Here is a 24939-nt window from a genome sequence, read left to right as displayed (position 1 = left end):
AGCATATCACTGTAAATTTTAAAAATCAGTTAAGTGATATGCTTATTTATTTTGAGTTAGGAAATATGTTCCTGTTATATTGATTTTTTCTTTTTGTAATTCAAAGCAAAGTAAGTCCCATAGAATAATGCTAAGAATAAAAACATTAAACTAGATGCATAAATTGTATAATAGACATCTCTAAATACTTCTGATATTAAGCCACCTATAAGAGGCCCAATCATTGTACCGAAACCTTGAACACTATTGAATACGCCCCATGTTTCTTCTTGAACTTTACTATGAATATGTCCTGCCATAAAAGTGTTCCAAGCTGGTAAGAGTAAGCCGTATATTGTACCTATAAGCAATGCTATTAAAAGTACGATTAATAATTGAGTTAATAGGGTTAATCCAAAAATAAATGAACTATAAGCTAAGAAACCTACGAAAATTATAATATGCGTAAACGTCTTAGAGTGCTTATCCATTAATTTTGAGAAGAACAGCATTGATATCGTACAACCAATTCCACCAACAATGAGTATAATTGTATATTCTAAAGTAGTTACACCCATATGTTTTGTTGCATACGTAGGTAATATTGGTACAAGCATACCTATTGCAGATCCTTGCAAGAATATTCCTGGGAATAGTAGTAAATGACGTCTCGTTACTTGAACAATTTCTTTGAATTGTTTTTTGACTGATTTACTTTCGTAGTTAGTTAATTGAACTTTAACAAAATAGAACAAAATCCAAGCAACTAACACGCAAACAGCCATCATAAATGTGAATCGAGTCGGATGCAATTTGAATAGTAAGTTCATAAAGATCATACCTGAGAGCATACCGACTAACCAACTAAAATAAACATAGCCCATCTGTTTGCCTCGTGATGATTCACTTACACTTGATAACATAATGACCCATATGGGACTTACAGCGATACCAAGTAATATTGCACTTAATATAAATATCACTGGTGTTGGTATAAATATAATTAACGCTAAACTAGAAAAGGCTAGTAAAAATCCACAAGTTAAGATAACTGTTGGACCGAATCTTTTTAGAAGAAAACCAATAACAAAGTTTGTTAATGCGTCACTTATAAAATGTAAAGAGATTGCTAACGAAGTAATACCAACAGTCACTTTAGCAGTGGTTGTTGGTAAAATAGGTAAATAACTTAGAATATACATACCTCTAGCAAATTCCATCATGAATAATATGATAAGCATTAACCAAAAATCTTTTTTATAAAATGATTTATCTGATAAAGTATTTGGCATACATAGGAACCTTTCCATAAACTTCATTATATGAAAGTGAGTCACTTAATAATGATAGTAAATCGTTACAAATAGTTTCTGTTGATTTTTTTATATAATTCTCTTCTAGTAATTTAGTCATCTCTTTCAATTTGTTAGGTTGATTCGTAAGTGAAATAACCATTTTAGTGGCTTCTTCCGGTGTGGTTGCAATTTTTCCATAGCCCTTTTGTTCAAAATAATCAGCATTTTCTAATTCTTGACCTGGTGCTGGATTTAAGAATATGAGTGGTAAATGTCTTGAAAATGCTTCAGAAATCGTGATGCCACCTGGCTTAGTAATCATAAGTTGACTAGTTGCCATCCACTCATTCATATGTTTAGTATAACCAAGTATTAAGACATTCTTATTACCTTTAAAATGCGTGCTCAATTCATTCTTTAAAGATTTACTGTTACCACAAATCATCACAACTTGTGCATCTTTAGCATACATATCAATTTTACTTATCATGGTAGAAAATCCAGTAGATACACCAAATGCACCTGCAGACATTAATATAACCTTCTTGTCAGGATCTAATTTGTGTTTAGTTAACCATCGATATCGATCTATTGGTTCTTCAAATTGTTTCGAAATCGGAATGCCTGTAACTTTAATGTCTTTTTCATCAATACCAATAGAATGAATTTCATTTTTTAAATCTTTAGTAGCTACATAATAACGATTTGAGTGTGGTGTAACCCAGTTCTTGTGTAAACGGTAGTCTGTTATAACTGTTGCAATAGGTATATTTAAATTAAACTGTTCTGTTAAAACTGAAACGACTGGTGTCGGAAAAGTTAACAAAATTAAGTCGGGCTTTTCTTTTATAAGTAAGTTAAGTAATTTATTTAGTCCATAATATTTATAGAAACATTTATCAATTTGTTCTGGTCTACTATAGTAGAAGAATTTATACATGTTTCTAAAATATTTAAAGCTGTTTATATACCATTGTTTAGCGATGGAAGTCATAATAGGGTGTGCTTCTAAAAATAAATCATGTTCTATTACAGTCAAATGATTTAAATTCATTTCACCAAATTGTTTCACAATACTATTCGTAACTTGTAAATGACCGTTACCGAAAGAACCAGTAATAATCAATAATTTTTTGTTTTGAGAAACCATTAGACACACTCCGTATTTGTATTTAAATTCTATGATAGTTTAACGCATTTTTCCTCTTTTGTGAAAAGATATAGCATATTATTACAAAAACGACATAGAATCTTTAAACTAATTCAATGTTTCTTTAGTAATTCTTCATCAATTGGATTTTCATCATAATATCATCTATTTGTATATCGAGTAAATACTCATTTATTTTATAATTCTTTATACATATAGTCAAAGCTATAAAATCATTATCATAAAGTGTATAATAAACCTATTGAAAATAAAGGAGAAATAACGATGAACGTTGAGACGTTATTAAATAAAATTAAAATTAAAAAAATATATGGTAATGAAGACCAAGAAGTAGTAGATATTACTACAGATTCTAGAAATGCATTTGAAGGTACAATCTTTGTTGCTTCACAAGGTTATACAGTTGACAGCCATAAATTCATACCAAACGTTGTTGAACAAGGTTGTACAGTAGTTGTAAGTGAGAATTACATGGAACTACCAGATCATGTATTATTAATCGTTGTCAAAGATACATTAAAAGTAGCGAGTATCTTTAGTCATATCTTATACGACTTTCCAAGTCAAAAATTAACTACAATAGGTGTGACTGGTACAAATGGTAAAACAACAATTGCTACAATGATTCATCATTTAACAAGAGGACTTGGAAAAGGAAGTGCTTATTTAGGTACAAACGGTTTTCAAGTTAATGAAAAAATTACAAAAGGTGTGAATACCACACCAGAAACTGTAACTTTAACAAAACATATAGTAGAAGCAGTAAACGAAGAATGTGAAAGTATGACATTTGAAGTTTCAAGTCATGGTTTAGTTATCGGTAGGTTAAGAGGTTTAGAATTTGATATTGCGATTTTTTCTAATTTAACGCAAGATCATTTAGATTTTCATGGTACTATGGAAGCTTATGGACATGCGAAATCTTTATTATTTAGTCAATTAGGACAAGATTATAGAAAAGATAAATTTGTTATACTCAATGCAGATGATAAATTTACGAAAGAATTAATACCAGTGACACCATTTGAAATCTTTACATATGGTATTGATAATGAAGCTGATTTTATGGCTAAAAATATTAAAGAATCAATTAGTGGAGTAGCGTTTACACTTGTAACGTCTTTTGGTGAATATGAAATCGATTCTCCTTATTTAGGTAAATTTAATGTACTTAACTTATTGGCTAGTATTTTAGGTTTATGGGTGCAAGGTTATGATTTATCAAAAGTTGCTCAGGCTGTGCAAACTATGCCACCTGTTGAAGGTCGTTTAGAAGTGTTAGATAGAAAGCTTCCTATTGATTTGATTATAGATTATGCACATACACCAGATGGTATGGATAAATTAATTGATGCTGTTAAACCATTCGTAAAACAAAAACTTATATTTTTAGTTGGAATGGCTGGAGAAAGAGACTTAACAAAAACACCAGAAATGGGTAAAATAAGTTGTCGAGCAGATTATGTCATATTTACACCAGATAATCCTGCAAATGATGACCCTAAAATGTTAACAGCAGAATTAGCTAAAGGAGCGACACATAATAATTATGTAGAATTTGAAGATAGAGCAGAAGGTATTAGACACGCAATTGAAATATCTGAACCAGGTGATACAGTTGTACTAGCATCGAAAGGTAGAGAACCTTATCAAATTATGCCTGGCCATGTAAAAGTTCCTCATAGAGATGATTTAATAGGTCTAGAGGCTGCTTATGAGAAATATGGAGGAAAGCCAAGTGAAGATTAGAGAAAGTCATTCGCAAAATTTGAATTGTAAAGTTTATATATATGAAAATAAAAAAGAAGAATATTTTGTAATATCTATTCCTGATTTGTTTTGGTCTATAAAAGTAGAATATGATTTATACGGAGAATCATTAATTGAGCATCTGTACTTGCATTTATTTAATGTGCTTGATGAAGATGAAGCGAATGAATTAGCGAATAGAATTAGCCAATGGACATCCGAACTATAAGGAGAAATGAATTGTGACGATAAAACAAGAAGTAGAAAGTAGAAAGACATTTGCGATAATATCCCATCCAGATGCCGGTAAAACAACATTAACTGAGAAGTTATTACTTTTTGGTGGTGCTATTAGACAAGCAGGTACTGTTAAAGGTAAAAAGTCTGGGAAGTTTGCAACAAGTGACTGGATGAAAGTAGAACAAGAACGTGGTATTTCTGTAACAAGTTCAGTTATGCAATTTGATTATGACAACTATAATATTAATATTTTAGATACACCAGGGCATGAAGATTTCTCTGAAGATACTTATAGAACATTAATGGCAGTAGACAGTGCAGTTATGGTAATTGACTGTGCAAAAGGTATTGAGCCACAAACATTAAAGTTATTTAAAGTATGTAAAATGAGAGGTATCCCAATTTTTACTTTTATAAATAAATTAGACCGAATGGGTAAAGAGCCTTTTGAATTATTGGAAGAGATTGAAAAGACATTAGAAATAGAAACTTATCCAATGAACTGGCCTGTTGGTATGGGACAAAACTTTTTCGGCATTATTGACAGAGCTGAAAAGACTATTGAACCATTTAGAGACGAAGAAAATATATTACATTTAAATGATGATTATGAACTAGAAGAAGATCATCCAATTAAAAATGACTCACAGTTTGAACAAGCAATTGATGAATTAATGTTAGTTGATGAAGTAGGAGAGCAATTTGATGAAGAAATGCTATTAGCAGGAGAACTAACTCCAGTATTCTTCGGATCAGCTTTAGCGAACTTCGGTGTTCAAAACTTTTTAAATGCATATGTAGATTATGCTCCAATGCCTAGTGGACGTAAAACTGAAGAAGGAGATGTCGTTGATCCATTTGATCAAGACTTCTCAGGATTCATCTTTAAGATACAAGCAAACATGGATCCGAGACATAGAGACAGAATTGCATTTATGAGAATTGTAAGTGGTGCGTTTGAAAGAGGTATGGATGTAACACTGCAAAGAAATAAGAAAAAGCAAAAGATTACACGTTCAACTTCATTTATGGCTGATGATACTCAAACAGTCAATCATGCAGTAAGTGGTGATATTATCGGTTTATATGATACAGGAAACTATCAAATAGGCGATACACTTGTTGGAGGTAATCAAAAATTTCACTTTGAAACGTTACCACAGTTTACACCTGAAATATTTATGAAAGTTAGTGCCAAAAACGTAATGAAACAAAAGCATTTCCATAAAGGTATTGAGCAATTAGTTCAAGAAGGTGCTATACAACTTTATAAGACGCTTCATACTAATCAAATTCTTCTAGGAGCAGTTGGACAACTTCAATTTGAAGTCTTTGAACATCGTATGAAAAATGAATACAATGTTGATGTCGTAATGGAACAGGTTGGTAAGAAAATTGCGAGATGGATTGAAAATGAAAAAGATATAACAGACAACATGAATTCAAGTAGATCAATTTTAGTGAAAGATCGCTTTGATCAATATGTATTCTTGTTTGAAAATGAATTTGCAACGAGATGGTTTGAAGATAAATTCCCTGAAATCAAATTATTTAGTTTGTTATAATTCATAAAACATTGTATAATAATATAATAAAACTAAATAGACCTACGACTTTGTCGAAGGGGAGTAACTTTAGAACTTAAAAATTCTAGCATATTATCGTCATTACGAAACGGAAGTTTCCGGTAATATGGACATACTATAAATGTTAAGTGAGACCTTTGCCTTTAATTAGGCATGGTCTCTTTTGTTTTTTATTAGAAAAAAATGGAGAGTGAATAAGATGGATCCGAGTTTATTTTTGAGTTACGGTTGGGTATTAATCGTATTAATTTTTCTAGAAGGATTGTTGGCAGCAGATAATGCTGTTGTAATGGCGGTAATGGTTAAACATTTACCAGAAGATTTAAGGAAAAAAGCATTATTCTATGGCTTGTTAGGTGCTTTCGTATTCCGTTTAATATCATTATTCTTAATTAGTTTCTTAGCTAACTTTTGGCCAATACAAGCAGCAGGAGCTATATACTTAATTTACATGTCTATTAAGAACTTGATAGACTTCAAGAAACATAAAGACGAAAAAATTAAGACAGCAGATGATATCGAGGGACAAGAAGATTTTACAGAATCAGAATTTCCTTCAGATGGCAAAGGTCATCATAAGTTGAAAAAGAATTTCTGGATGACAGTATTAAAAGTAGAATTCGCAGATATAGCATTTGCTATTGATTCAATGTTAGCTGCATTTGCAATAGCAGTTACACTACCAGCATTAGGTGTAGACTTTGGAGGCATGGATGCCGGTCAATTCGGTGTTATGTTCGTAGGTGGTATGATTGGTGTAATCATCATGAGATTTGCAGCAACATACTTTGTAGAATTATTAAATAAATATCCGAACCTAGAAGCAGCAGCATTTGCTATCGTAGGTTGGGTAGGTATCAAATTATTAGTAATCGTACTAGCACATGATGAAATTAAAGTATTACCACATGACTTCCCACATGGTGTATTGTGGCAGTCAATATTCTGGACAGTATTATTATTGCTAGTTGTGATCGGCTGGATTACATCAGTCCGTAACAACAAAAAAACAACCGAATAACTAGAATGATTTGAGGCTGAGACAATTAATTTGTCTCAGCCTTTCATCTTTTCGAAAAATGAGGTAATTTCAACCTTAGCTAATTCTCAATTTATGATAGTAATTTCTTTAGTTTTCAAGTTATTTAGCTATTTAGTAAATATATGTAAAAATAGGTGTATAATGTAGAGAAATACAATGGTTTTGTGTTAATAATTTTAATATTATATGGCATAATAGATACATTAAGTGTTTAGATTGAGGAGGGCAATAAATGTCACGAAAAAAACATGTCATTCCTAGAAATGAATATAAGAGACAACGACGTGAATTTTTTCATAATGAAGAACGTGAGAAAAGAATTGAACAAGAGAGAAAAGAGAATGAGATAAAAAGAGCAAACGAGTTAGAGTTACAGAAGAAAAATGAATTGCGTGTTAAAGAAAATATGCAAAAAGCTCGTATTGAAAAATTAACTAAAGAAGAAATTAAAAAGCAAAAAGAAGAATCTAAATCACACCCAACGATTGATTTAGATGATGATAGATTAGCTGCTACACAACAAGATCATACGGAAGAAGATATAAAAGCTGATAATAAAAGTGAATTAGATAATGACAAAGTTGATGTAGATAATGAAGAAGATATTCAAGAAATAAATTATAAAAAAGTGAGAAATGAAAGTCATAATAAAGATAAAAAACATGTTGCTAAAGACAATGATTTTGAAACTAATAAGCAACTTGGTGCAATACATGATGAAAAGGTTGAAGAAAAATCTCAAAATAAAAATAATATTTTGAATACTATTTTATCTAAAATTGAAAAACATTGGCCAATAATTGCGATTATTTTAGCCATTATACTAATCTTTATTTTAGTTTGGAGTATCTTCCAAAATGTGAACCCTCCAAATGAAAGTAGAAAGACTATTGAAGAACAACAATCTCAAAAAGGATTCCAAAAACCTATTACAAATGTAATGGAAGCAGTAGAAAAATCTAAGCATTCAGTAGTTGGTGTTTCTCATGAAGATTCTGATATATCTAGCAAGACTGAATCTTCACAAAAAGAAAAAGAAGAAAATAGCGGCGTCGGTTCTGGCGTCGTTTATAAAGTTGATGATAATAAAGCATACATAGTAACAAACGCACATGTTGTTTCAAGCGATAAAAAACCGATTATCACAACTGCAAACGGTAAGAAATATGATGGTAAAGTTTTAGGTACTGATCAATGGTCAGATATAGCAGTGTTAAGTGTGCCTATTGAAAAAGATGATAAATTCAAATCTATTAAATTTGAAGACTCGGATAATTTAATATTAGGTGAAACAGCAATCGTGATTGGTAGTCCTCTAGGTGCAGAATTCCAAAATAGTATTTCTACTGGCGTAGTTTCTGGCTTAAATAGAAAAGTTCCTGTTGATTTTAATGGGGATGACGAGTATGATTGGGAAATTAAAGCAATTCAAACAGATGCTGCAGTCAATCCAGGTAATTCTGGTGGACCAATATTAGATTCACAAGGTAATCTTATTGGTATAGTATCATTGAAGATTGATATGCCAAATGTAGAAGGTATGGCATTTGCTATTCCATCAAACGAAGCAACTGATTACATTAATACTTTAGAAAAAGACGGTGAAATTAAACGTCCTGAACTAGGTATAATGGCTCAAAATTATACTAAATTAAGCTCTAACGAAAAATCTCAAATAACTTTACCTGATAAATATAAATCAGGTATGGCAATAACGGGTGTTACTAAAGATGGTAATGCTGATAAAGCTGGGATTAAGTTTAATGATGTAATTGTAGGCATTGATGATACAAAAATTGAAAATAATCTTGAATTTAGGAAAGAATTATATAATAATCATAAAATAGGTGAAAAAGTTGATTTGAAACTTATTAGAGATGGTAAAGAAACTACTAAAACATTAACATTGAAATAAATAGAGGTGACAATTTGTGTCCATTATAAAATACTTTTTTCAAAAAATGACTCCACAACAAGGTATTGTATTATATTATTTGGGCGCAATCATTGTCGCCTTTTTATTATTGAATTTACCTTATGTTGTTAAACCTGATGTGAAAATTGCACCTGTCGATACGCTATTTGTAGCGGTATCTGGCGTAAGTGTGACTGGACTTACACCCGTTATAATTGAAGATACATTTACAATGTTTGGACAGGCAATAATATTAATTATACTTAATATTGGCGGTATAGGTGTCATGGCGATTGGTACTTTACTTTGGGTAATACTAGGAAAGCATATTGGTTTAAGAGAGCGACAACTCATTATGCTAGATAGTAATTCAAATGCTATGAATGGCGTAGTTAAATTAATATTAGATATTGTTAGAACTATATTAATGATAGAAGTAATTGGAGCGATATTATTATCTTTTTATTTTTATAAAGATATCGGCTCTGTTAAAGATGCGATACATCATGGCATTTTTGCATCTGTATCTGCTACAACGAATGGTGGTTTAGATATCACCGGGGAATCGCTAGCACCATATGCAAATGATTATTTCGTCCAAACGATTATAATGTTACTTATCATGTTAGGTGCAATAGGATTTCCAGTATTGATTGAAGTAAAAACTTATATGCGAAATACGCATCCGAACTTTAGATTTTCATTATTTACTAAAATTGCAAGTGCGACTTATTTGTTCTTGTTCTTATTAGGAACAGTTGTAATATATTTATTTGAGTTTTCAAACTCATTTAAAGACATTTCGTGGCATAAAGGTATCTTTTATGCTATGTTCCAGTCTTCATCAACACGAAGCGCAGGATTATCTACAATAGATCTTGGACAGTTTACTGAAGCAACAAATTTCTTTCTAGGTGGATTGATGTTCATTGGTTCATCACCAAGCTCAGTAGGTGGAGGTATAAGAACAACAACATTTGCAATACTTGTTCTTTATTTAGTCAATTTTAGTAATGGTCGTACGACGATAAAAGCATTTAATAGAGAGATACATCCTTTAGATATACAAAGGTCGTTTGCCGTTATATCATTGGCTTTAGCTATCACATTTGTTGGTGTGTTATCTGTAGTACGATTTGAAGACGGTAAACATGATTTACTATCAATATTTTTTGAAACAATGTCAGCATTTGGTACATGTGGGTTATCAATGGGGATAACCGATAATTTACAATTAGGTTCGAAAATAGTGATTATGATACTTATGTTCATTGGACGTGTTGGGCTACTATGTTTCGTAGTTATGTTAGGTGGTAAATCAACGCCTGATAAATTCCACTATCCAAAAGAACGAATTCAAATAGGTTAAAAAAACTGGGACAATTAACTTGTCCCAGTTTTTTATTTATATATTAAATATGCTTAACTACAGGTATCATAATAATAAAAGTTGTGCCTTCAGTATTGTTAGCCACGCTTATTGTGCCATCCCAATCTTCAATTAATTTTTTGCTTAAATAAAGTCCTAGTCCACTGCCTGAATCTTTTGTAGTAAAGAAGGGGTCAAATACTTTTTGTTGAACTTCTTTTGACATACCTTTTCCATTATCTTTAAATACTAATTTTATTTGTTTTGTATTTGTCTTTAATAGTTGAATTTCTATTGAAGCATTATGTACGTCAGTTAATGCGTCTTTAGAATTTTGAATTAAATTGATCAGTATTTGTTTTAATTGGTCTTCAGATAAAAAGGCATAAATGGGTTCTTCTGGTAATGATAAAGAAATATTTATGTTGTTTTGTTCTAATTCATACTTTGAAAATTGCTCTATATCTTTGATTGTCTGGCTAATATTAACATTTGTGTAAGCTAAGTTTGTTGGTTTACCTAAATATAAGAATTGTGTAACGATGTTATTAATTCTATCTAATTCTTCTGTAATAATATTAAAATGGTTATCTTGCTGGTTTTGATCATATTTCATTCTAGTGAGTTCTATAAATCCATTAATACTCGTTAAAGGATTTTTTATTTCATGCGCGGTATTTGCAGCCAATGTTCCTATTAGTCGCAATTTTTCATTATTTGCTTGTTCGATTAATTTTTCATGTTCTAATCTATCGGAACGACTTTTAAATATTAAAGTTAAAATCGTTAATATTAAGAAAATAACTAAGAAAATAAATATACTTGGTAAAATTACGCGCGTTATAACACTATATTGTCCAGTAATGCTAATTGTGACAGGTAAGTTATTGTAAAAATAAGTGATTGTTTTTGTATGTTTATGTGATTTGCCGACTTGATAAATTTGAGTACCATCTATACCTTGTACTTGTATTTGGAATCTCTTAGCAATTAACTTTATTTCATTTTTAAATGAATTCATATTTATTTCTGCAGCAACAGTATAGTCTTGATTTTTAATCTTTAATCGATTTGTAAGTAATAATGTTTTAGGTCTATCTAGTGATCTCTTTTTGCTACTTAATGTGGATTTTTGAGTAAATGGGAAGTGATACTTATATTGATTAAAGTCTTCTATTGAAGTATAGTTTGGTCCTTTAGAGTCATAGACGATTTGATTTTTATTATTCAAAATATAAATATGATCTATCCAAGTATATCTAGTATGATTATCTTTTAAAAATTGATTAATAAATTTTTCATCGTTACTATTAGATAATATCGTCGTTAAAGATTCAGAAATACTGTTTGATTCGCTTATGAATGTATCGATTTTTAAGTTAATAATTTCTTTAGTAGTATCAAATCTTTGATTAATTCTATTATTATAGTTTTTACTAATGAGTGCACCAATTAATATAGAAACGATAAGTGCAAAAACAATATTTAGTATGATAATTTTATTAAAAGGTTTCATAATATTCTCCTATGTATATATACTCTTAATTGAGTATATTATGATTAACTAATATTGCCAACATAAAATAAAATTACATTATCATTATTCAAATTAGTTTAAAAAGACATATCATTTTTTAAAAATGGTAAAATATAAAAGAAAGAGGGGGAATAGCATTGAATACGAATGAAATCATTACGATTGATTTATTAGCTACTTCTGACTTACATGGTCGAATAAGTAGAAGTGGTATAAGTGGAAATATATTAAAGATGGCTACTTACGTAAAACATAAACGTAAAGCAAACCATCGTGTATTATTATTGGATAATGGTGGAATGTTGTCGGGTTCAATGTTTGCTTTTTATTATGCACAAATTGCACCATACAAAAGAAACCCAATGATTAAAATTATGAATGAAATGCAATTTGATGCAAGTGGTGTTAGCCCTGATGAATTTAATTTCGGCTTAGACTTCTTAAATAAGTCTATTGCCCTAAGTAGATTTCCATGGCTTGCAGCTAATATAGAACATAATAAAACAAAAGAACCTTATTTTACGACACCTTACACAATCAAATACGTTGATGGTATTAAAATTGGTATAATTGGGTTTACTTCAAGTGGCTTAATGGAAAATAAAAATATAGAATTCGAAGATGAAGTTATTGTTGGAGAATCAATGGCATCAGCAAAACGTTGGGTAAGATATTTGCACGAAAAAGAAAGTCCTGACTTTTTAATTATGTTATATCATGGTGGGCTAAACACTTACACAGATAAAAATAATTATAGATCATATTATAGTAATAACGCTGAAAACATGATTAAAAGTACAGAAGGCGTTAACGTCATTATTACAGGTCACCAAGAACATGTCGTAGATTTAAAAGTTGCAGAAACCCAATTTATACAACCAGGTAAAGATGCGACTAATATTGTAGATATGTCGATTCAATTTAGAAAAAGAACTAATTCAGTTGAAATTATTGATACATCAATTAAACATGTTGAACTTTCTAGTTATCCAGAAGATAGGGATTTACTAGAGTTAACTTATTTCGACCAAAAAGCAGTACAACATTGGTCGGAACAAGATGTAACGGATATGCCTGTAGTACTAGATTATAAGCAATTAACTGACCTATATATTAAACCACATAAATTTATTGAGTTAATTCAAAATAGTATGAGTAAAGCATTTACAGAAATAGACTTTATTTGTGCACATATTGGAAACCCATTAGGTAATGGTTTAAGAGGAGAACTCAAAGTAAAAGATATATATAAATCTTATGTTCATACAGATAAACCAGTCAAAATAAAACTAACTGGCATTGAAATTAAACGTATATTAGAAAGAACAGCAACAGCAATGTACAAAGAAGAAGGAACAATAAAGTATAACGAAGAAATTTTAGAGCCAACATTAATGACAGTTTGGAAAGGTTTCAAGTATAAAATTGACTTAAACAAACCTGTAGGAAATAGAGTTGAACTTTATAATATAAATCTAGAAGACAGTTTTAATGTAATCATGACAGATTACTTATTCAGACATGTTAATAAGATTATTTCAGAATCAACATATGAAAGATCTAAAAAAACTGTGATTGAATATATGGTAGAAGAAATAGGGGAAACTAAAGGTAAATTCGAGCTAGAACATGATTTTGAAATTGAATAATAAAACATGTCGAGTTCGAAAGAGCTAGTTGAATATTTCTTAATCGTTAACCGACAAAAAAATAAACAAAGTAAGTAAATAAATATAAAAATTGTTAATATTTGGTATTTTTTTGCGCTGACTCCTTCGGGAAAAGCATGATTCGAAGACTACAGGCTGAGAACATGCCCGCGGAAAGCATGCGCATAAAAAAATGCCGGCAAAGTCTAAGACTTTGTCGACACTCTGAATCCAAACACGGCTGTGTTTGGATTTTTTAACTAAATATTATTACAAGTATAATTATTGCTGCTACTTGAGCGATATATGAAGTTACGATTCTTTTAGTGTAGAAATATAAAGTAGATAATATTAATTGAGCTAAAAATATAAAAATGAATATAGCGAAATTACCTAAATATAAAAATAGTGAACTAGAAGCAAAAGCACTTACAACGATTGCAACAATAGGTCGTGACAATTTAAGTTGTAGTTGATTTTGTAATATCGTTCTAATATAAAGCTCGTGACAAGGTATCGCAATAACAATTGTTACTAACATTTGCCATTTATAAAAAACGCCTGCGTGCATTAATTCTTTTAATAATGATGCATACGATAAACCATTATAAATTTGGGATAATAAAAGTTGAAGTATAACTAATAATACTGCACCAATTAAACCATATCCTATTGATTGTAATAATCGTTTAGACTTAATCTCGCGCTGATAAAAGACATAGCTAATGCCTGCAATCATCATAATGCCAGTATATAAGTACCAGAATACTTCTTTTTCACCTTGCATTAAAAATAAAATAAAGTGAAAAATAATAAAACTCGATATGAACCATATTAATTGAGGATTAATTTGTTTTTTCACTATTATCCCTCTTCAGAAATTATAGTATAACGCTTGTGATTTACTACAGTTTTTTCAGGTAGTTCTAAACTTTCAAAGTTATCCATGATTGTTATGTCTACTATAACTGAGTTTTCATTAATCTTTTCAACTCTACCTCTTAAGCCATCTTGAAATTCTATGATATTTCCAACTTCTGCGATTGTCATGATATTCCTCCTAAATAATACTATGGAATATTATACTAAATAACGGTTCAATTATAAAGTAATAATAAGATATACATCTATTTTATCACAAACATATCATTCATATTATTATTTAAACATATGGTAATATTAAAGTAAGGCAACAAGGGGAAAAATAAGGAGGAAATATAAATGAAATTTGTAAGTAATAATGGAATAAACGATCCAATGATCAATTTAGCAATGGAAGAATATGTACTTACTTCTCTTCCTAAAGATGATAGTTATTTTTTATTCTATATTAATCAACCATCTATTATTGTTGGTAAAAATCAAAATACTATTGAAGAGGTAAATCAAGAGTATGTTGAAGCTAATAATATTAAAGTTGTACGAAGAATTTCTGGTGGTGGGGCAGTTTACCACGATTTAGGGAATTTGAATTTTAGTTTCGTTACGAAAGATGATGAAGATAGTTTCCATAACTTCGCAAAATTTACACAACCTATTGTAGATGCTTTAAATGAAATGGGTGTTAATGCTGAATTATCAGGTAGAAATGATATTCAAGTCGGAGAAAAGAAAATTTCTGGTAATGCAATGGTAAAACAAAAAGATAGAATGTTCTCACATGGTACTTTGATGTTAAATAGTGAAATTGAAGAAGTTGTAAATGCTTTAAGAGTTAATGAAGCAAAAATTAAATCTAAAGGTATTAAATCTATTAGATCAAGAGTTGCTAATATACAAGAATTTTTAGAAGAACCAATGGATATTGAAACATTTAAACAACGCATACTAACTTCAATTTTCAAACAACAAGGTAGTGAAGAAGTAGAGGAGTACCATCTTACTGATGAAGACTGGGATAATATTAATGAATTGAGCAAAAATAAATATCAAAAATGGGAATGGAATTATGGGAAAAACCCTAAATACAACTTTGAAAGAAGCCATAAATTTGATAGAGGTTTAGTTCAAATAAAATTAGATGTCAAAAAAGGTATAATAGAACATGCAGCAATCTTTGGGGACTTCTTTGGAGTGGGAAATGTAAATGATATTGAAGAAGCTTTAATAGGCGTACAACATCAAAAGTCTTCTATAAAAGAAGCATTAAAAGATATTGATGCATATCATTACTTTGGAGATATAGATAAAGAAGAAATTATTAACTTAATGTTATAAAAAATAAAAGAGACGATTTTTGAATGTTTTCAAAAGTCGTCTCTTTTATGTGTTAATTTTTAAATGATAACTCACGATTGTAAATCCTCCAACTGTATTAATTCTGCACTATATTGTTCAAATAAAGTATTGTTACGATTCAAAAGTGCTTCATCGATTAAAGCCATCAATTCTCGTTTGCGATTTTCACGTAAAGCAGAATCTATAACTAGTTCTACAGATAAATCATTTAAGTTATTAACGAAAGTTTCTAAACTCTGATGCTTAACTTGAGAATATTGTTTCATTTTAAACAACCCCTTGACTTTATTTGTTAAAATTATAGCGTATTTATTTTCTAAATGCAATGAATATTCAGAAATTTTAAAAAAGTAATTCTTTTTAACGAATTTATTGATAAACTAACTTTATAATTACATTATAATTTAGTATTTATAATTTTCAAATTATTATGCTCATAGCCACATTAGTGGGGTGTGATTTATTGTGAAAATAATACTTTGAAAGTTAAACATGAGAATAAAAAGGAGATATTAATATGTATAAGCTAAAAATGTGGGACCATGTTCAGTTGTCAGCTCCAAAAGGATCAGAGGGGAAGGCGAGAACGTTTTATGTAGATCAATTAGGATTTAATGAAGTTGAAAAACCGGAATCTTTAAAAGGTAATGGTGGAGTTTGGTTTAATATTAACAATATTGATTTGCATATCGGTATCGAAGAAGATTTTATACCTCTTAAAAAGGCACACCCTGCAATTAATGTTGAAAATCTCGAAGATTTAATTGAACACTTAACAGAAGAAAAAATAGATTTTAAGACAGATAATCGATTTCCTGGTGCTAAAAGACTACATTTATATGATCCTTTTAGTAACAGGTTAGAATTTATAGAAAAACAATAGAATTTCATAAGAAAAATATTGACTAAGAATTAAATATATATTATATTTAATTCAGATAGATATAAAAGTAAAAAATTATCACTGAGAGGAGTTTGCGATGAAAAAGTATGTAATAAAACAGAATACAATGTATATAAGGGGTATTAAAGTAAATGAACACACTGTTCATACAGAGGTTTCTGAAGCAGGTAAATCACCCTTTATTATCGAACAGAGACCTCAAGAAATTATGAATCATTCCTGTCGCTTTTATGGATAACATTTTCAAGAAAGGAAATTATTCACTAAGCGACTAACTAGTATTACTAGTAAACCTCCAATTTTAGTTTCTCCTGTAACATCCACTTATTTTTTCTGTACTCATTCCGAAAGATCTGCTGACAACACATGGATTAATTTACTCTATGTTAAACATTTCACGAAATTCAAAGGTAATAAAACTAAAATATTTCTAGAGCAAGATCAGTCACTTGTATTCCCAATTTCTTTTCATGTAATTAATCATCAATATTTGAACTGTACATGTTTATATTATAAGAATCATAGAAATAATATTTTTATAAAACAGTTAAATACACCCAATATTGATTTGACGCAAGATGGTTATAGTGTGTTGGATGTTATAAAGATGTATCTTAAAAATCATCATTAGAGAGTCAAAGTGAACATTAACGGAACAAGTGCCACTAAAGTGTAAATGTTCCGTTAATTTTTTTAAGTTTTCACTTGAAAATATTGTGATGGTTGATATAATAGTACTTGTGCTTGATTAAATCATATTAATCCACAGTAGCTCAGTGGTAGAGCTATCGGCTGTTAACCGATCGGTCGTAGGTTCGAGTCCTACCTGTGGAGCCATGGAGATGTACTCAAGTTGGCTGAAGAGGCGCCCCTGCTAAGGGTGTAGGTCGTTCTGCGGCGCGAGGGTTCGAATCCCTCCATCTCCGTCATATAGTCTGTAACCGTTATGGTTGCAGGCTTTTTTTGTATGTGTAATGAGTTTATAAGTGTATAATGAAGCTAAATATAAACTGAAAAGGGGATTTTTATGAGTGTTAATTTAAAGTTAATGCAAGAGCATGAATTTAAAAATTTTTACGAAATTTCTCTTAAAGAGTATGCGGATGAACAGGTGAAGAATGGCACATGGGATAAAGATGAAGCTGACAGTAAAGGTAGAGCGTATTTTGAAAAATTATTACCAAAGGGTTTGAATACGGAAGGTCATAAAATTTTCAATGTACATTCAGATAATGAAAAAGTTGGTATTTTATGGTTACATATTTTTGAAAAAGATAATACATTGAAAAGTTTTATTTATGATATAAAAATAGAAGAAATACATAGAGGAAAAGGGTTAGGGAAAGAAACGATGCAAGCTTTAGATAAATATTGCAAAAGTCATAAAATTGAAAGCATAAAGTTACATGTGTTTGGCCACAATAAAATTGCTTATTCATTATATGAAAAAATGGGATTTGAAACAACGAACTATTATATGGAGAAAAAATTATAGAAAACAAGTAGCGGAGTGATTGTGTTGTTGAAGTTAAAAGAAGCGCGTAATGTGTATTTAAAAGGTGGAAGTGAAGCTGTATTGTTATTACATTCTTTTACTGGAACAGTACGAGATGTAAAAGAATTGGCGACCTCATTAAATGAAGTTGGATACACTTGCTATATACCAGCGTATAAAGGACATTGCTTAAGTGTCGAGTCATTAATGAAATATAATACAGATGATTGGTGGCAACAAGCTCAGGTTAGTTATCAATTTTTAGTAGATGAGGGCTATAAAGATATAAATGTTCTCGGTGTGTCTTTAGGAGGATTAATGTCTCTTAGACTAGCTGAAACGTGTGATATTAAAAAATGTCTAGTTATGTCAGTACCTAATAATCGTACAAGTGCCGATATAAAACGAAGACTATACAGTTATGGGAAAAGAATTAATCAAATTCAAAATTTAGAAACTGAAGAAAGTGAAAGACAACTTGCTTTAATTGATGGTTATAATGAAGGTGCACATGTTTTTACGGAATTTATTGAGAATACAATGAAAAATTTGAAATCTATTCAAATACCAATTTCTATAATGTATGGTGAACGAGATCAAATAACTTATCAAAAGAGTGCAGAACATATTTATCGAGAAGTAGGAACGCATAATAAATTGCTTACTTCTTATGAAAAAGCCACGCATCTTATGACACGTAGTGCTGATAAGGACAAAGTAGAAAAAGATATTATCCGATTTTTAAATAATTAATTAAATTATACGAAAATGCTTTATTTTTGATAAAAAAAGATTAGTAACGATTTTGTAAAGTGCTGACGCCTGAGGGAATAGTATGCGTGAGAGACTACAGGCTCGAACCATACCCTCTGGCAAATGCACGAACAAAATTGTAAGATAAAAAAATAAGCATATCACTGTAAACTTTAAAAAATCAGTTTAGTGATATGCTTATTTATTTTGAGTTAGTATTTTTGTCCGAGATCGTTTTTTAAATAATTATAAGCCGCCTAATATGCCACTAATATAAACACCAAGTGCTAATAATAAACCAAATATTGTATTTGTTTTACCTGTTGCTGCCATCGCAGGCATCATTGTTTGCGGTGTATCGTTCTTATTAAAGCGACGTACTGCTTTAATTGGGAATGGTGCTGAAATAAGCACTAATAACCATAATATTGATCCATAAGGCTTGAATAATGCTAAGTAAATGACAAACACATATGAGAAAATGTATAAAATAGCCATAGTCATAATTGAAATTCTTTTTCCGACTAAGATAGCATACGTTTTTCTACCACTTTGTTTATCTTTTTCTCGGTCTCTAATGTTGTTAGCTAAGTTGATTAATCCGATTGTGATAGATACAGGTATACTTAATAATGCTGGATAAAAACTTAATGTACCAGTTTGTATGTAGAATGAGATCATTACAATTACGAATCCCATAAAGAAACCGGCGAATATTTCTCCAAATGGTGTCCATGATATAGGATAAGGTCCACCAGTATAGAAATAACCAATAGCCATACAAACGAGTCCGATTGGTATTAATAACCATGTACTTTGCATGCAAATATATATACCTAAAATTACTGCGATTATATAAAATGCTATGGCTAAGTTATATACGGATTTTGGTGACATACCGTTTCGTACAATAGCACCACCAATACCAACAGATGTATGATCATCTAAGCCACGTTTATAGTCGAAATACTCATTAAACATGTTTGTTGCAGCTTGTATTAATATGCTTGCTAATAACATAGCTAATACTACTGAAATTTTAATGGATGCTTCAGCACCTGTTAAAAATATCTTTGATGCCGCTGTTCCTAGCAATACTGGTACAAATGAAGCAGTAAGCGTATGTGGCCTCATTAAATGATAATATTTTTTTATGCCTGAATGCTGTGATAAATTTTGTGACATTTATTTACCTCTTATTTATTAATATTTTTGACAGTATTAGTATATGCTTTCGACATCAATTGGTCAATCACTGTATTTGTGTAATATTTTAATATATATTCTATTTATAAAGTACAATATTAACGCATGTTATGTTAAAAAATGATAAAATAAGAAGATAGATATTTTTCGGAAAGAAGTGGAAATGAAATGGCCTTGAGGACCGATTTGAAGCAAAAAATGATTTCTGAAATCGATGGAAATAAAAATTATATTTCAGTTGAAATTGAGCTTCAATATCAACCAGATTTAATCCATTTATTAAGGGAAGAAATCAATTATATTGGACAACGTTTTTATTACAAGTCAAAAGATTTCAAATTAGAAATGTGTGGTATCGGCTATTTATTAGAAGCTAGATACTCACATTTAGAGCACGATGAAATTTATGAGTATTGGCAAAATATTAAAGAACAGTTAAATACGGTAATTATGCATGATGATAAACATCATTTGAAATTCTTTGGAGGATTTCAATTTTCAGAGCATTCTTTAACTAATGAGTGGAAAGATTATGGAATGAGTCATTTTGTTTTACCAAAATTTTTGATTACAAAAGAAAATGGTCGTTGTTACTTAACATATACTGACGATAACAATAAATTTGATATAGAAAATATTGAACGCATATTAAATGCTATCGATTCAAAAGCTCAAACGGGAGTATTATCAGAACCTTCAGTTGTAGAAAATAAAGACATTCAAAGTGAAGAATGGAAAGATTTAGTAACAAAAGTTGTATCATTGATGAATGAGTCAGTTGCATTGCAAAAAGTTGTATTATCTCGAAGAAGAAAAATTGAATTTCAAGATGATGTTAATGTTGAAGATGCTTTGCAAAGATCTCTTGATAGCAATGAATCTAGCTATTTATTATTATTTGAATCTGGTAAATCACAATTCATATCACAAACACCTGAACAACTTTGTCAAATAGATAATGGCAAATTATATACCAATGCAATAGCTGGAACAATTATTAGAACTGAAGATGAAAGTGAAAACAACAAATTAAAAGCTGAACTTTTAAATGATTCTAAAAATCAATTCGAACATCGTTATGTTGTGGATAGTATTATTCATGATATTCAATCGTTTACTAAACAATTGGAATACGATAAAAAGCCAACGATTTTAACAAATAAACATTTATATCATTTATATACAAAGATACAGGCAGATTTATTATCCGAAAATGTTTTAGAAATCGTAAATCAATTACATCCTACACCTGCTCTTGGAGGATTTCCAAAGGTAGAAGCTATTAAATTTATTGAGCATGAAGAATTTGGCACTAGAGGTTTCTACGGTGCACCTTTAGGTTATATTGATTTAGATAATAATGGGGAATTTGTTGTTTCAATTCGCTCAATGCTTGTAAGAGGAAATGCAGCAACATTATATTCTGGTTGCGGCATCGTTAAAGATTCGAATGCAATTTCAGAATTTGAAGAAACAGATTTAAAATTCAAACCAATGTTAAAAGCGCTAGGAGTGATGTAGATTTGAGTACACATACTGAAAGTTTAACAAAACAAGTGTTTACATTTGTTTCTAAATTATACGAATATGGTGTTGATGATGTCGTAATTAGTCCAGGGTCAAGATCTACGCCACTTGCGATTGCTTGTGAGAGACACCCTCATATTAAAACGTGGATACATCCCGATGAAAGAAGTGCTGCTTTCTTCGCATTAGGTATAATCAAAGCAAGTCAGAAACCAGTTGCGATCATTTGTACTTCAGGTACAGCAGCTTCAAATTATACACCTGCAGTTTCAGAAGCATTTATAAGTAGGTTACCACTTGTCGTTGTGACGAGTGATAGACCACATGAACTTAGAAATGTTGGTGCACCACAAGCAATTAATCAAATTAATATGTTCCAAAATTTCACTAAGTTTCAATTTGATATGCCTATTGCAGATGAAACTGAAGGTACAATCAATGCAATAAACATGAATATGATAAAAGCTGAAAAACATTTCGTAGGACCACAAAGAGGTCCTGTACATTTTAATTTTCCATTTAGAGAACCGCTTATTCCTAATGTGAAACTTAGAAGATATTTATCTTCTAAGAGAAAAATAGCAACGAAATACCAAAAATCAATTGATTTTTCAAATATACAAACATATATTGAGAAACCACGTGGAATCGTCGTAGTAGGAGATACACAAGGGCAAGATTTATCACAAATTTTAACTTATTCAGCCATTCATAATATACCTATTTTGGCAGATCCATTGAGTAATTTAAGAAAGTTAAATCATCCAAATGTTATTGCTACTTATGATGCACTTTTTAAAGGTGGTTTAAGTATAGAGCCACAATTTATTATAAGAGTTGGACAACCAGTTGTTTCTAAACATTTAAATAATTGGTTAAAAGATGTTAAATGTCCACAAATACTCGTACAAAATAATGCTACACCAGATGCTTATCCAAAAGTACCAACACTTTCTGTAGAGTTAAGTCCAAATGACTTCTTTAGACAGGCACAAGATGTGACGCCAACTCAAAATAAAAATTGGTTAGAAAAATGGATCACTATGGATAAAGAAGCTAGAGCATTAATAGAAAAGTATATTCAAGAAGAAACTGACGAAGGTGCTGTTGTAGGCAGTTTATTGAAAAAAATGTCTTCAAAAGATACTGTTTTTGTTGGTAATAGTATGCCAGTTAGAGATGTAGACACATTCAATTTAGATTCTAAAGCTGAAATTGCAGCTAATAGGGGGGCTAATGGCATTGACGGTGTTGTATCAACTGCTTTAGGGATGTCTGTTTATAAAAAAGTAACATTAGTTATTGGAGACATTTCGTTCTTCCATGATATGAACGGATTAATAATGAGTAAGTTGCATGATTTAGATATTACCATCGTATGTTTGAATAATAATGGTGGGGGCATCTTTAATTATTTAGCACCGAAAGATGAAGCGCCAGAGCATTTTGAAAAATTATTTGGAACGCCTTTGGATTTAGATTTTCAACATGTTGCTCATTTATATGAATTAGGATATGAAAAATTTGAAGATGTGGCTGAGTATAAAAGACAAACTTTACCTCAATTTGGTTCATATTTATATGAAATTTTAACGAATAGAGAAGAAAATACAGAAACACATAGAGAACTATTTGAAAAGATGAAAGGTATACAATATGTTAACTCACCACGTTAAGCAGTTAGATATTGATAAACCTACAATTTTATTGTTACATGGATTTATTAGTGACCATACAACTTTTCATTTAGTTGAAGATGCAATTATCAAACAAGGTATTAATGTGATATCTATAGATTTACCAGGTCATGGTGATGATAAATCAAGTTATGATAAACAATGGTCTATGGAATTTATTGCAGATAAGATTAAAGAATTGATTGCACATCTAGAATTAAAGACGGTCTATTTACATGGATATTCAATGGGTGGACGTGTTGCATTAAGCTTTGCAATTCAATATCCTGAATGGTTAAATGGTCTTATTCTAGAAAGTGCAAGCCCTGGTATAGAAAATAATAAAGATAAGCTTAATCGAATAGAAGTAGATAAAACTAGAGCTGAATATATACAAAATATCGGGATGACAAAGTTTGTAGAAGAGTGGTCACAATTATCCTTATTTGAAAGTCAGTCCATTCTTTCCCATAAAGAAAGAAATCGGATAAAGAAAATGAGACTCTCTCAATCTCCCGGTGGATTGAGTAAAGCTTTAATTGATTATGGAACAGGTGCTCAACGATCTTATTGGGATAAATTAAATGATCTTGATTTACCTACATGTATTATAGTAGGTGAGAAAGATAAAAAGTTTATAGAAATAGGTAAACGAATGCACGAATGTATTAAAAATAGTAAATTTCAAATTGTTAATGATGCTGGGCACACAATTCATGTGGAACAACCAGAAAAGTTTGATACAATAATAATAGAATTTATTTTAGGAGGCAAATTATGTCAAGACAATGGGAAACTTTAAAAGAATATAAAGAAATTAAATATGAATTTTTCGAAGGTATCGCAAAAATCACAATAAATCGTCCAGAAGTACGTAATGCATTTACGCCATTAACAGTACAAGAAATGATTGATGCATTTTCTAGAGCAAGAGATGACCAAAGAGTTGGATCTATTATCTTAACAGGTGAAGGCGACTTAGCATTTTGTTCAGGTGGAGACCAATCAGTACGTGGACACGGTGGTTATGTGGGTGAAGATCAAATCCCTAGATTAAACGTATTAGACTTACAACGCTTGATTCGTGTTATTCCTAAACCAGTAGTAGCAATGGTTAGAGGATATGCAATCGGTGGTGGTCACGTATTGCATATCGTATGTGACTTAACAATCGCAGCTGAAAATGCAAGATTTGGACAAACTGGTCCTAAAGTAGGTTCATTTGATGCTGGATATGGTTCAGGTTATTTAGCAAGAATCGTTGGACATAAAAAAGCTCGTGAAATTTGGTTCTTATGTCGTCAATATGATGCAAAAGAAGCAATTGATATGGGACTTGTTAATACAGTAGTGCCATTAGACAAAATAGAAGACGAGACAGTGCAATGGTGTAAAGAAATGATGCAACACTCACCAACAGCATTACGCTTCTTAAAAGCGGCAATGAATGCAGATACAGATGGATTAGCAGGATTACAACAATTCGCTGGCGATGCAACATTGTTATATTATACTTCAGACGAAGCAAAAGAAGGTCGTGATGCATTTAAAGAAAAACGTCAACCAGACTTCGATCAATTTCCTAAGTTTCCTTAATATAGATAGGGA

Annotated in this window: 22 protein-coding genes, 2 tRNA genes and 1 pseudogene; 18 read left to right on the top strand and 7 right to left on the bottom strand. The window is 30.6% G+C overall.

The features are described from left to right. Positions 1–74: 74 nt before the first annotated feature. Complete coding sequence (gene ltaA, locus LQ609_RS02315; protein WP_078356705.1) at positions 75–1271, bottom strand: lipoteichoic acid biosynthesis MFS flippase LtaA; 1197 nt, start codon at positions 1269–1271, stop codon at positions 75–77. Continuing rightward, positions 1249–2424, bottom strand: a complete 1176-nt coding sequence (locus tag LQ609_RS02310) for a diglucosyl diacylglycerol synthase (protein ID WP_078356706.1) — start codon at positions 2422–2424, stop codon at positions 1249–1251. The genes ltaA and LQ609_RS02310 overlap by 23 nt, the downstream gene beginning before the upstream one ends. Before the next feature lie 285 nt (positions 2425–2709). Between LQ609_RS02310 and LQ609_RS02305 the strand changes: the two genes are divergently transcribed. From LQ609_RS02305 to LQ609_RS02280, 6 genes are all read left to right on the top strand, one after another. Next, a complete protein-coding gene (locus LQ609_RS02305) occupies positions 2710–4194 on the top strand; it encodes a UDP-N-acetylmuramoyl-L-alanyl-D-glutamate--L-lysine ligase (protein WP_078356707.1) in 1485 nt (494 codons plus the stop codon). Continuing rightward, a complete protein-coding gene (locus LQ609_RS02300) occupies positions 4184–4423 on the top strand; it encodes a YueH family protein (protein WP_239734269.1) in 240 nt (79 codons plus the stop codon). Before LQ609_RS02305 ends, LQ609_RS02300 begins: the two co-directional genes overlap by 11 nt. A 13-nt stretch (positions 4424–4436) precedes the next feature. Next, positions 4437–5999 (top strand): peptide chain release factor 3, encoded by a 1563-nt coding sequence (locus tag LQ609_RS02295; protein WP_078356709.1) that lies wholly within the window; start codon positions 4437–4439, stop codon positions 5997–5999. Between the two features lie 220 nt (positions 6000–6219). Then, the gene (locus LQ609_RS02290; protein ID WP_078356710.1) at positions 6220–7041 is read left to right on the top strand and encodes a TerC family protein; all 822 of its coding nucleotides are present in this window, start codon (positions 6220–6222) and stop codon (positions 7039–7041) included. Between the two features lie 253 nt (positions 7042–7294). After that, positions 7295–8977 carry a S1C family serine protease gene (locus LQ609_RS02285; RefSeq protein ID WP_078356711.1) on the top strand — a complete coding sequence of 561 codons (1683 nt, stop codon included), beginning with the start codon at positions 7295–7297 and terminating at the stop codon, positions 8975–8977. Between the two features lie 16 nt (positions 8978–8993). Beyond that, positions 8994–10346: a TrkH family potassium uptake protein gene (locus LQ609_RS02280; protein WP_107509698.1), complete on the top strand. Its 1353-nt coding sequence runs from the start codon at positions 8994–8996 to the stop codon at positions 10344–10346. A gap of 43 nt (positions 10347–10389) precedes the next feature. Here the strand turns inward: LQ609_RS02280 and LQ609_RS02275 are convergent, their stop codons facing one another. Continuing rightward, positions 10390–11862 (bottom strand): ATP-binding protein, encoded by a 1473-nt coding sequence (locus LQ609_RS02275; protein WP_078356713.1) that lies wholly within the window; start codon positions 11860–11862, stop codon positions 10390–10392. Between the two features lie 158 nt (positions 11863–12020). Between LQ609_RS02275 and LQ609_RS02270 the strand changes: the two genes are divergently transcribed. After that, positions 12021–13532, top strand: coding sequence for a bifunctional metallophosphatase/5'-nucleotidase (locus LQ609_RS02270; RefSeq protein ID WP_078356714.1), 1512 nt, complete (start codon positions 12021–12023; stop codon positions 13530–13532). A gap of 256 nt (positions 13533–13788) precedes the next feature. On the opposite strand, the gene LQ609_RS02265 is transcribed toward LQ609_RS02270, so the two are convergent. Beyond that, positions 13789–14394, bottom strand: a complete 606-nt coding sequence (locus LQ609_RS02265) for a CPBP family glutamic-type intramembrane protease (RefSeq protein WP_078356715.1) — start codon at positions 14392–14394, stop codon at positions 13789–13791. A gap of 2 nt (positions 14395–14396) precedes the next feature. Further along, complete coding sequence (locus LQ609_RS02260) at positions 14397–14582, bottom strand: YkvS family protein (RefSeq protein WP_025905642.1); 186 nt, start codon at positions 14580–14582, stop codon at positions 14397–14399. Between the two features lie 171 nt (positions 14583–14753). Between LQ609_RS02260 and lplA the strand changes: the two genes are divergently transcribed. Next, the gene (gene lplA / locus LQ609_RS02255) at positions 14754–15749 is read left to right on the top strand and encodes a lipoate--protein ligase (RefSeq protein ID WP_078356716.1); all 996 of its coding nucleotides are present in this window, start codon (positions 14754–14756) and stop codon (positions 15747–15749) included. A gap of 71 nt (positions 15750–15820) precedes the next feature. Here lplA and LQ609_RS02250 read toward each other — a convergent pair whose 3' ends face one another. After that, entirely contained in the window at positions 15821–16036 is a 216-nt protein-coding gene (locus LQ609_RS02250) for an IDEAL domain-containing protein (RefSeq protein WP_078356717.1), read from the bottom strand. 251 nt (positions 16037–16287) lie between these two features. Between LQ609_RS02250 and LQ609_RS02245 the strand changes: the two genes are divergently transcribed. The 6 genes and pseudogenes from LQ609_RS02245 (at position 16288) to LQ609_RS02220 (ending at position 18922) form a co-directional block, all read left to right on the top strand. Next, complete coding sequence (locus LQ609_RS02245) at positions 16288–16653, top strand: VOC family protein (protein ID WP_239734268.1); 366 nt, start codon at positions 16288–16290, stop codon at positions 16651–16653. A gap of 97 nt (positions 16654–16750) precedes the next feature. Continuing rightward, positions 16751–17305, top strand: a pseudogene (locus LQ609_RS02240) (competence protein ComK). Between the two features lie 131 nt (positions 17306–17436). Beyond that, positions 17437–17511, top strand: a tRNA-Asn gene (locus tag LQ609_RS02235). A gap of 1 nt (position 17512) precedes the next feature. Beyond that, positions 17513–17600, top strand: a tRNA-Ser gene (locus tag LQ609_RS02230). A 101-nt stretch (positions 17601–17701) separates the two neighbouring features. Then, a complete protein-coding gene (locus tag LQ609_RS02225) occupies positions 17702–18169 on the top strand; it encodes a GNAT family N-acetyltransferase (RefSeq protein WP_107509598.1) in 468 nt (155 codons plus the stop codon). 24 nt (positions 18170–18193) lie between these two features. Beyond that, positions 18194–18922 carry an alpha/beta hydrolase gene (locus LQ609_RS02220; protein WP_078356721.1) on the top strand — a complete coding sequence of 243 codons (729 nt, stop codon included), beginning with the start codon at positions 18194–18196 and terminating at the stop codon, positions 18920–18922. 246 nt (positions 18923–19168) lie between these two features. On the opposite strand, the gene LQ609_RS02215 is transcribed toward LQ609_RS02220, so the two are convergent. Next, complete coding sequence (locus LQ609_RS02215; RefSeq protein ID WP_107509600.1) at positions 19169–20107, bottom strand: 1,4-dihydroxy-2-naphthoate polyprenyltransferase; 939 nt, start codon at positions 20105–20107, stop codon at positions 19169–19171. A gap of 189 nt (positions 20108–20296) precedes the next feature. Between LQ609_RS02215 and LQ609_RS02210 the strand changes: the two genes are divergently transcribed. Genes LQ609_RS02210 through menB form a run of 4 tightly spaced genes read left to right on the top strand, consistent with a single transcriptional unit; the run spans position 20297 to position 24927 of the window. After that, entirely contained in the window at positions 20297–21649 is a 1353-nt protein-coding gene (locus LQ609_RS02210) for an isochorismate synthase (protein ID WP_078356723.1), read from the top strand. A 2-nt stretch (positions 21650–21651) separates the two neighbouring features. Next, positions 21652–23331 carry a 2-succinyl-5-enolpyruvyl-6-hydroxy-3-cyclohexene-1-carboxylic-acid synthase gene (gene menD, locus LQ609_RS02205; RefSeq protein ID WP_078356724.1) on the top strand — a complete coding sequence of 560 codons (1680 nt, stop codon included), beginning with the start codon at positions 21652–21654 and terminating at the stop codon, positions 23329–23331. Further along, complete coding sequence (menH, locus tag LQ609_RS02200) at positions 23312–24133, top strand: 2-succinyl-6-hydroxy-2,4-cyclohexadiene-1-carboxylate synthase (RefSeq protein WP_107509601.1); 822 nt, start codon at positions 23312–23314, stop codon at positions 24131–24133. The genes menD and menH overlap by 20 nt, the downstream gene beginning before the upstream one ends. Further along, entirely contained in the window at positions 24106–24927 is an 822-nt protein-coding gene (menB, locus tag LQ609_RS02195) for a 1,4-dihydroxy-2-naphthoyl-CoA synthase (protein ID WP_174221881.1), read from the top strand. Before menH ends, menB begins: the two co-directional genes overlap by 28 nt. Positions 24928–24939: the final 12 nt, after the last annotated feature.

The sequence above is a fragment of the Mammaliicoccus sp. G-M28 genome (assembly GCF_022386595.1).
GTDB classification, from domain to species: domain Bacteria; phylum Bacillota; class Bacilli; order Staphylococcales; family Staphylococcaceae; genus Mammaliicoccus; species Mammaliicoccus fleurettii.
Note: the sequence above shows the minus strand (reverse complement) of the source record. Positions and strands in the feature narration are given on the sequence as shown.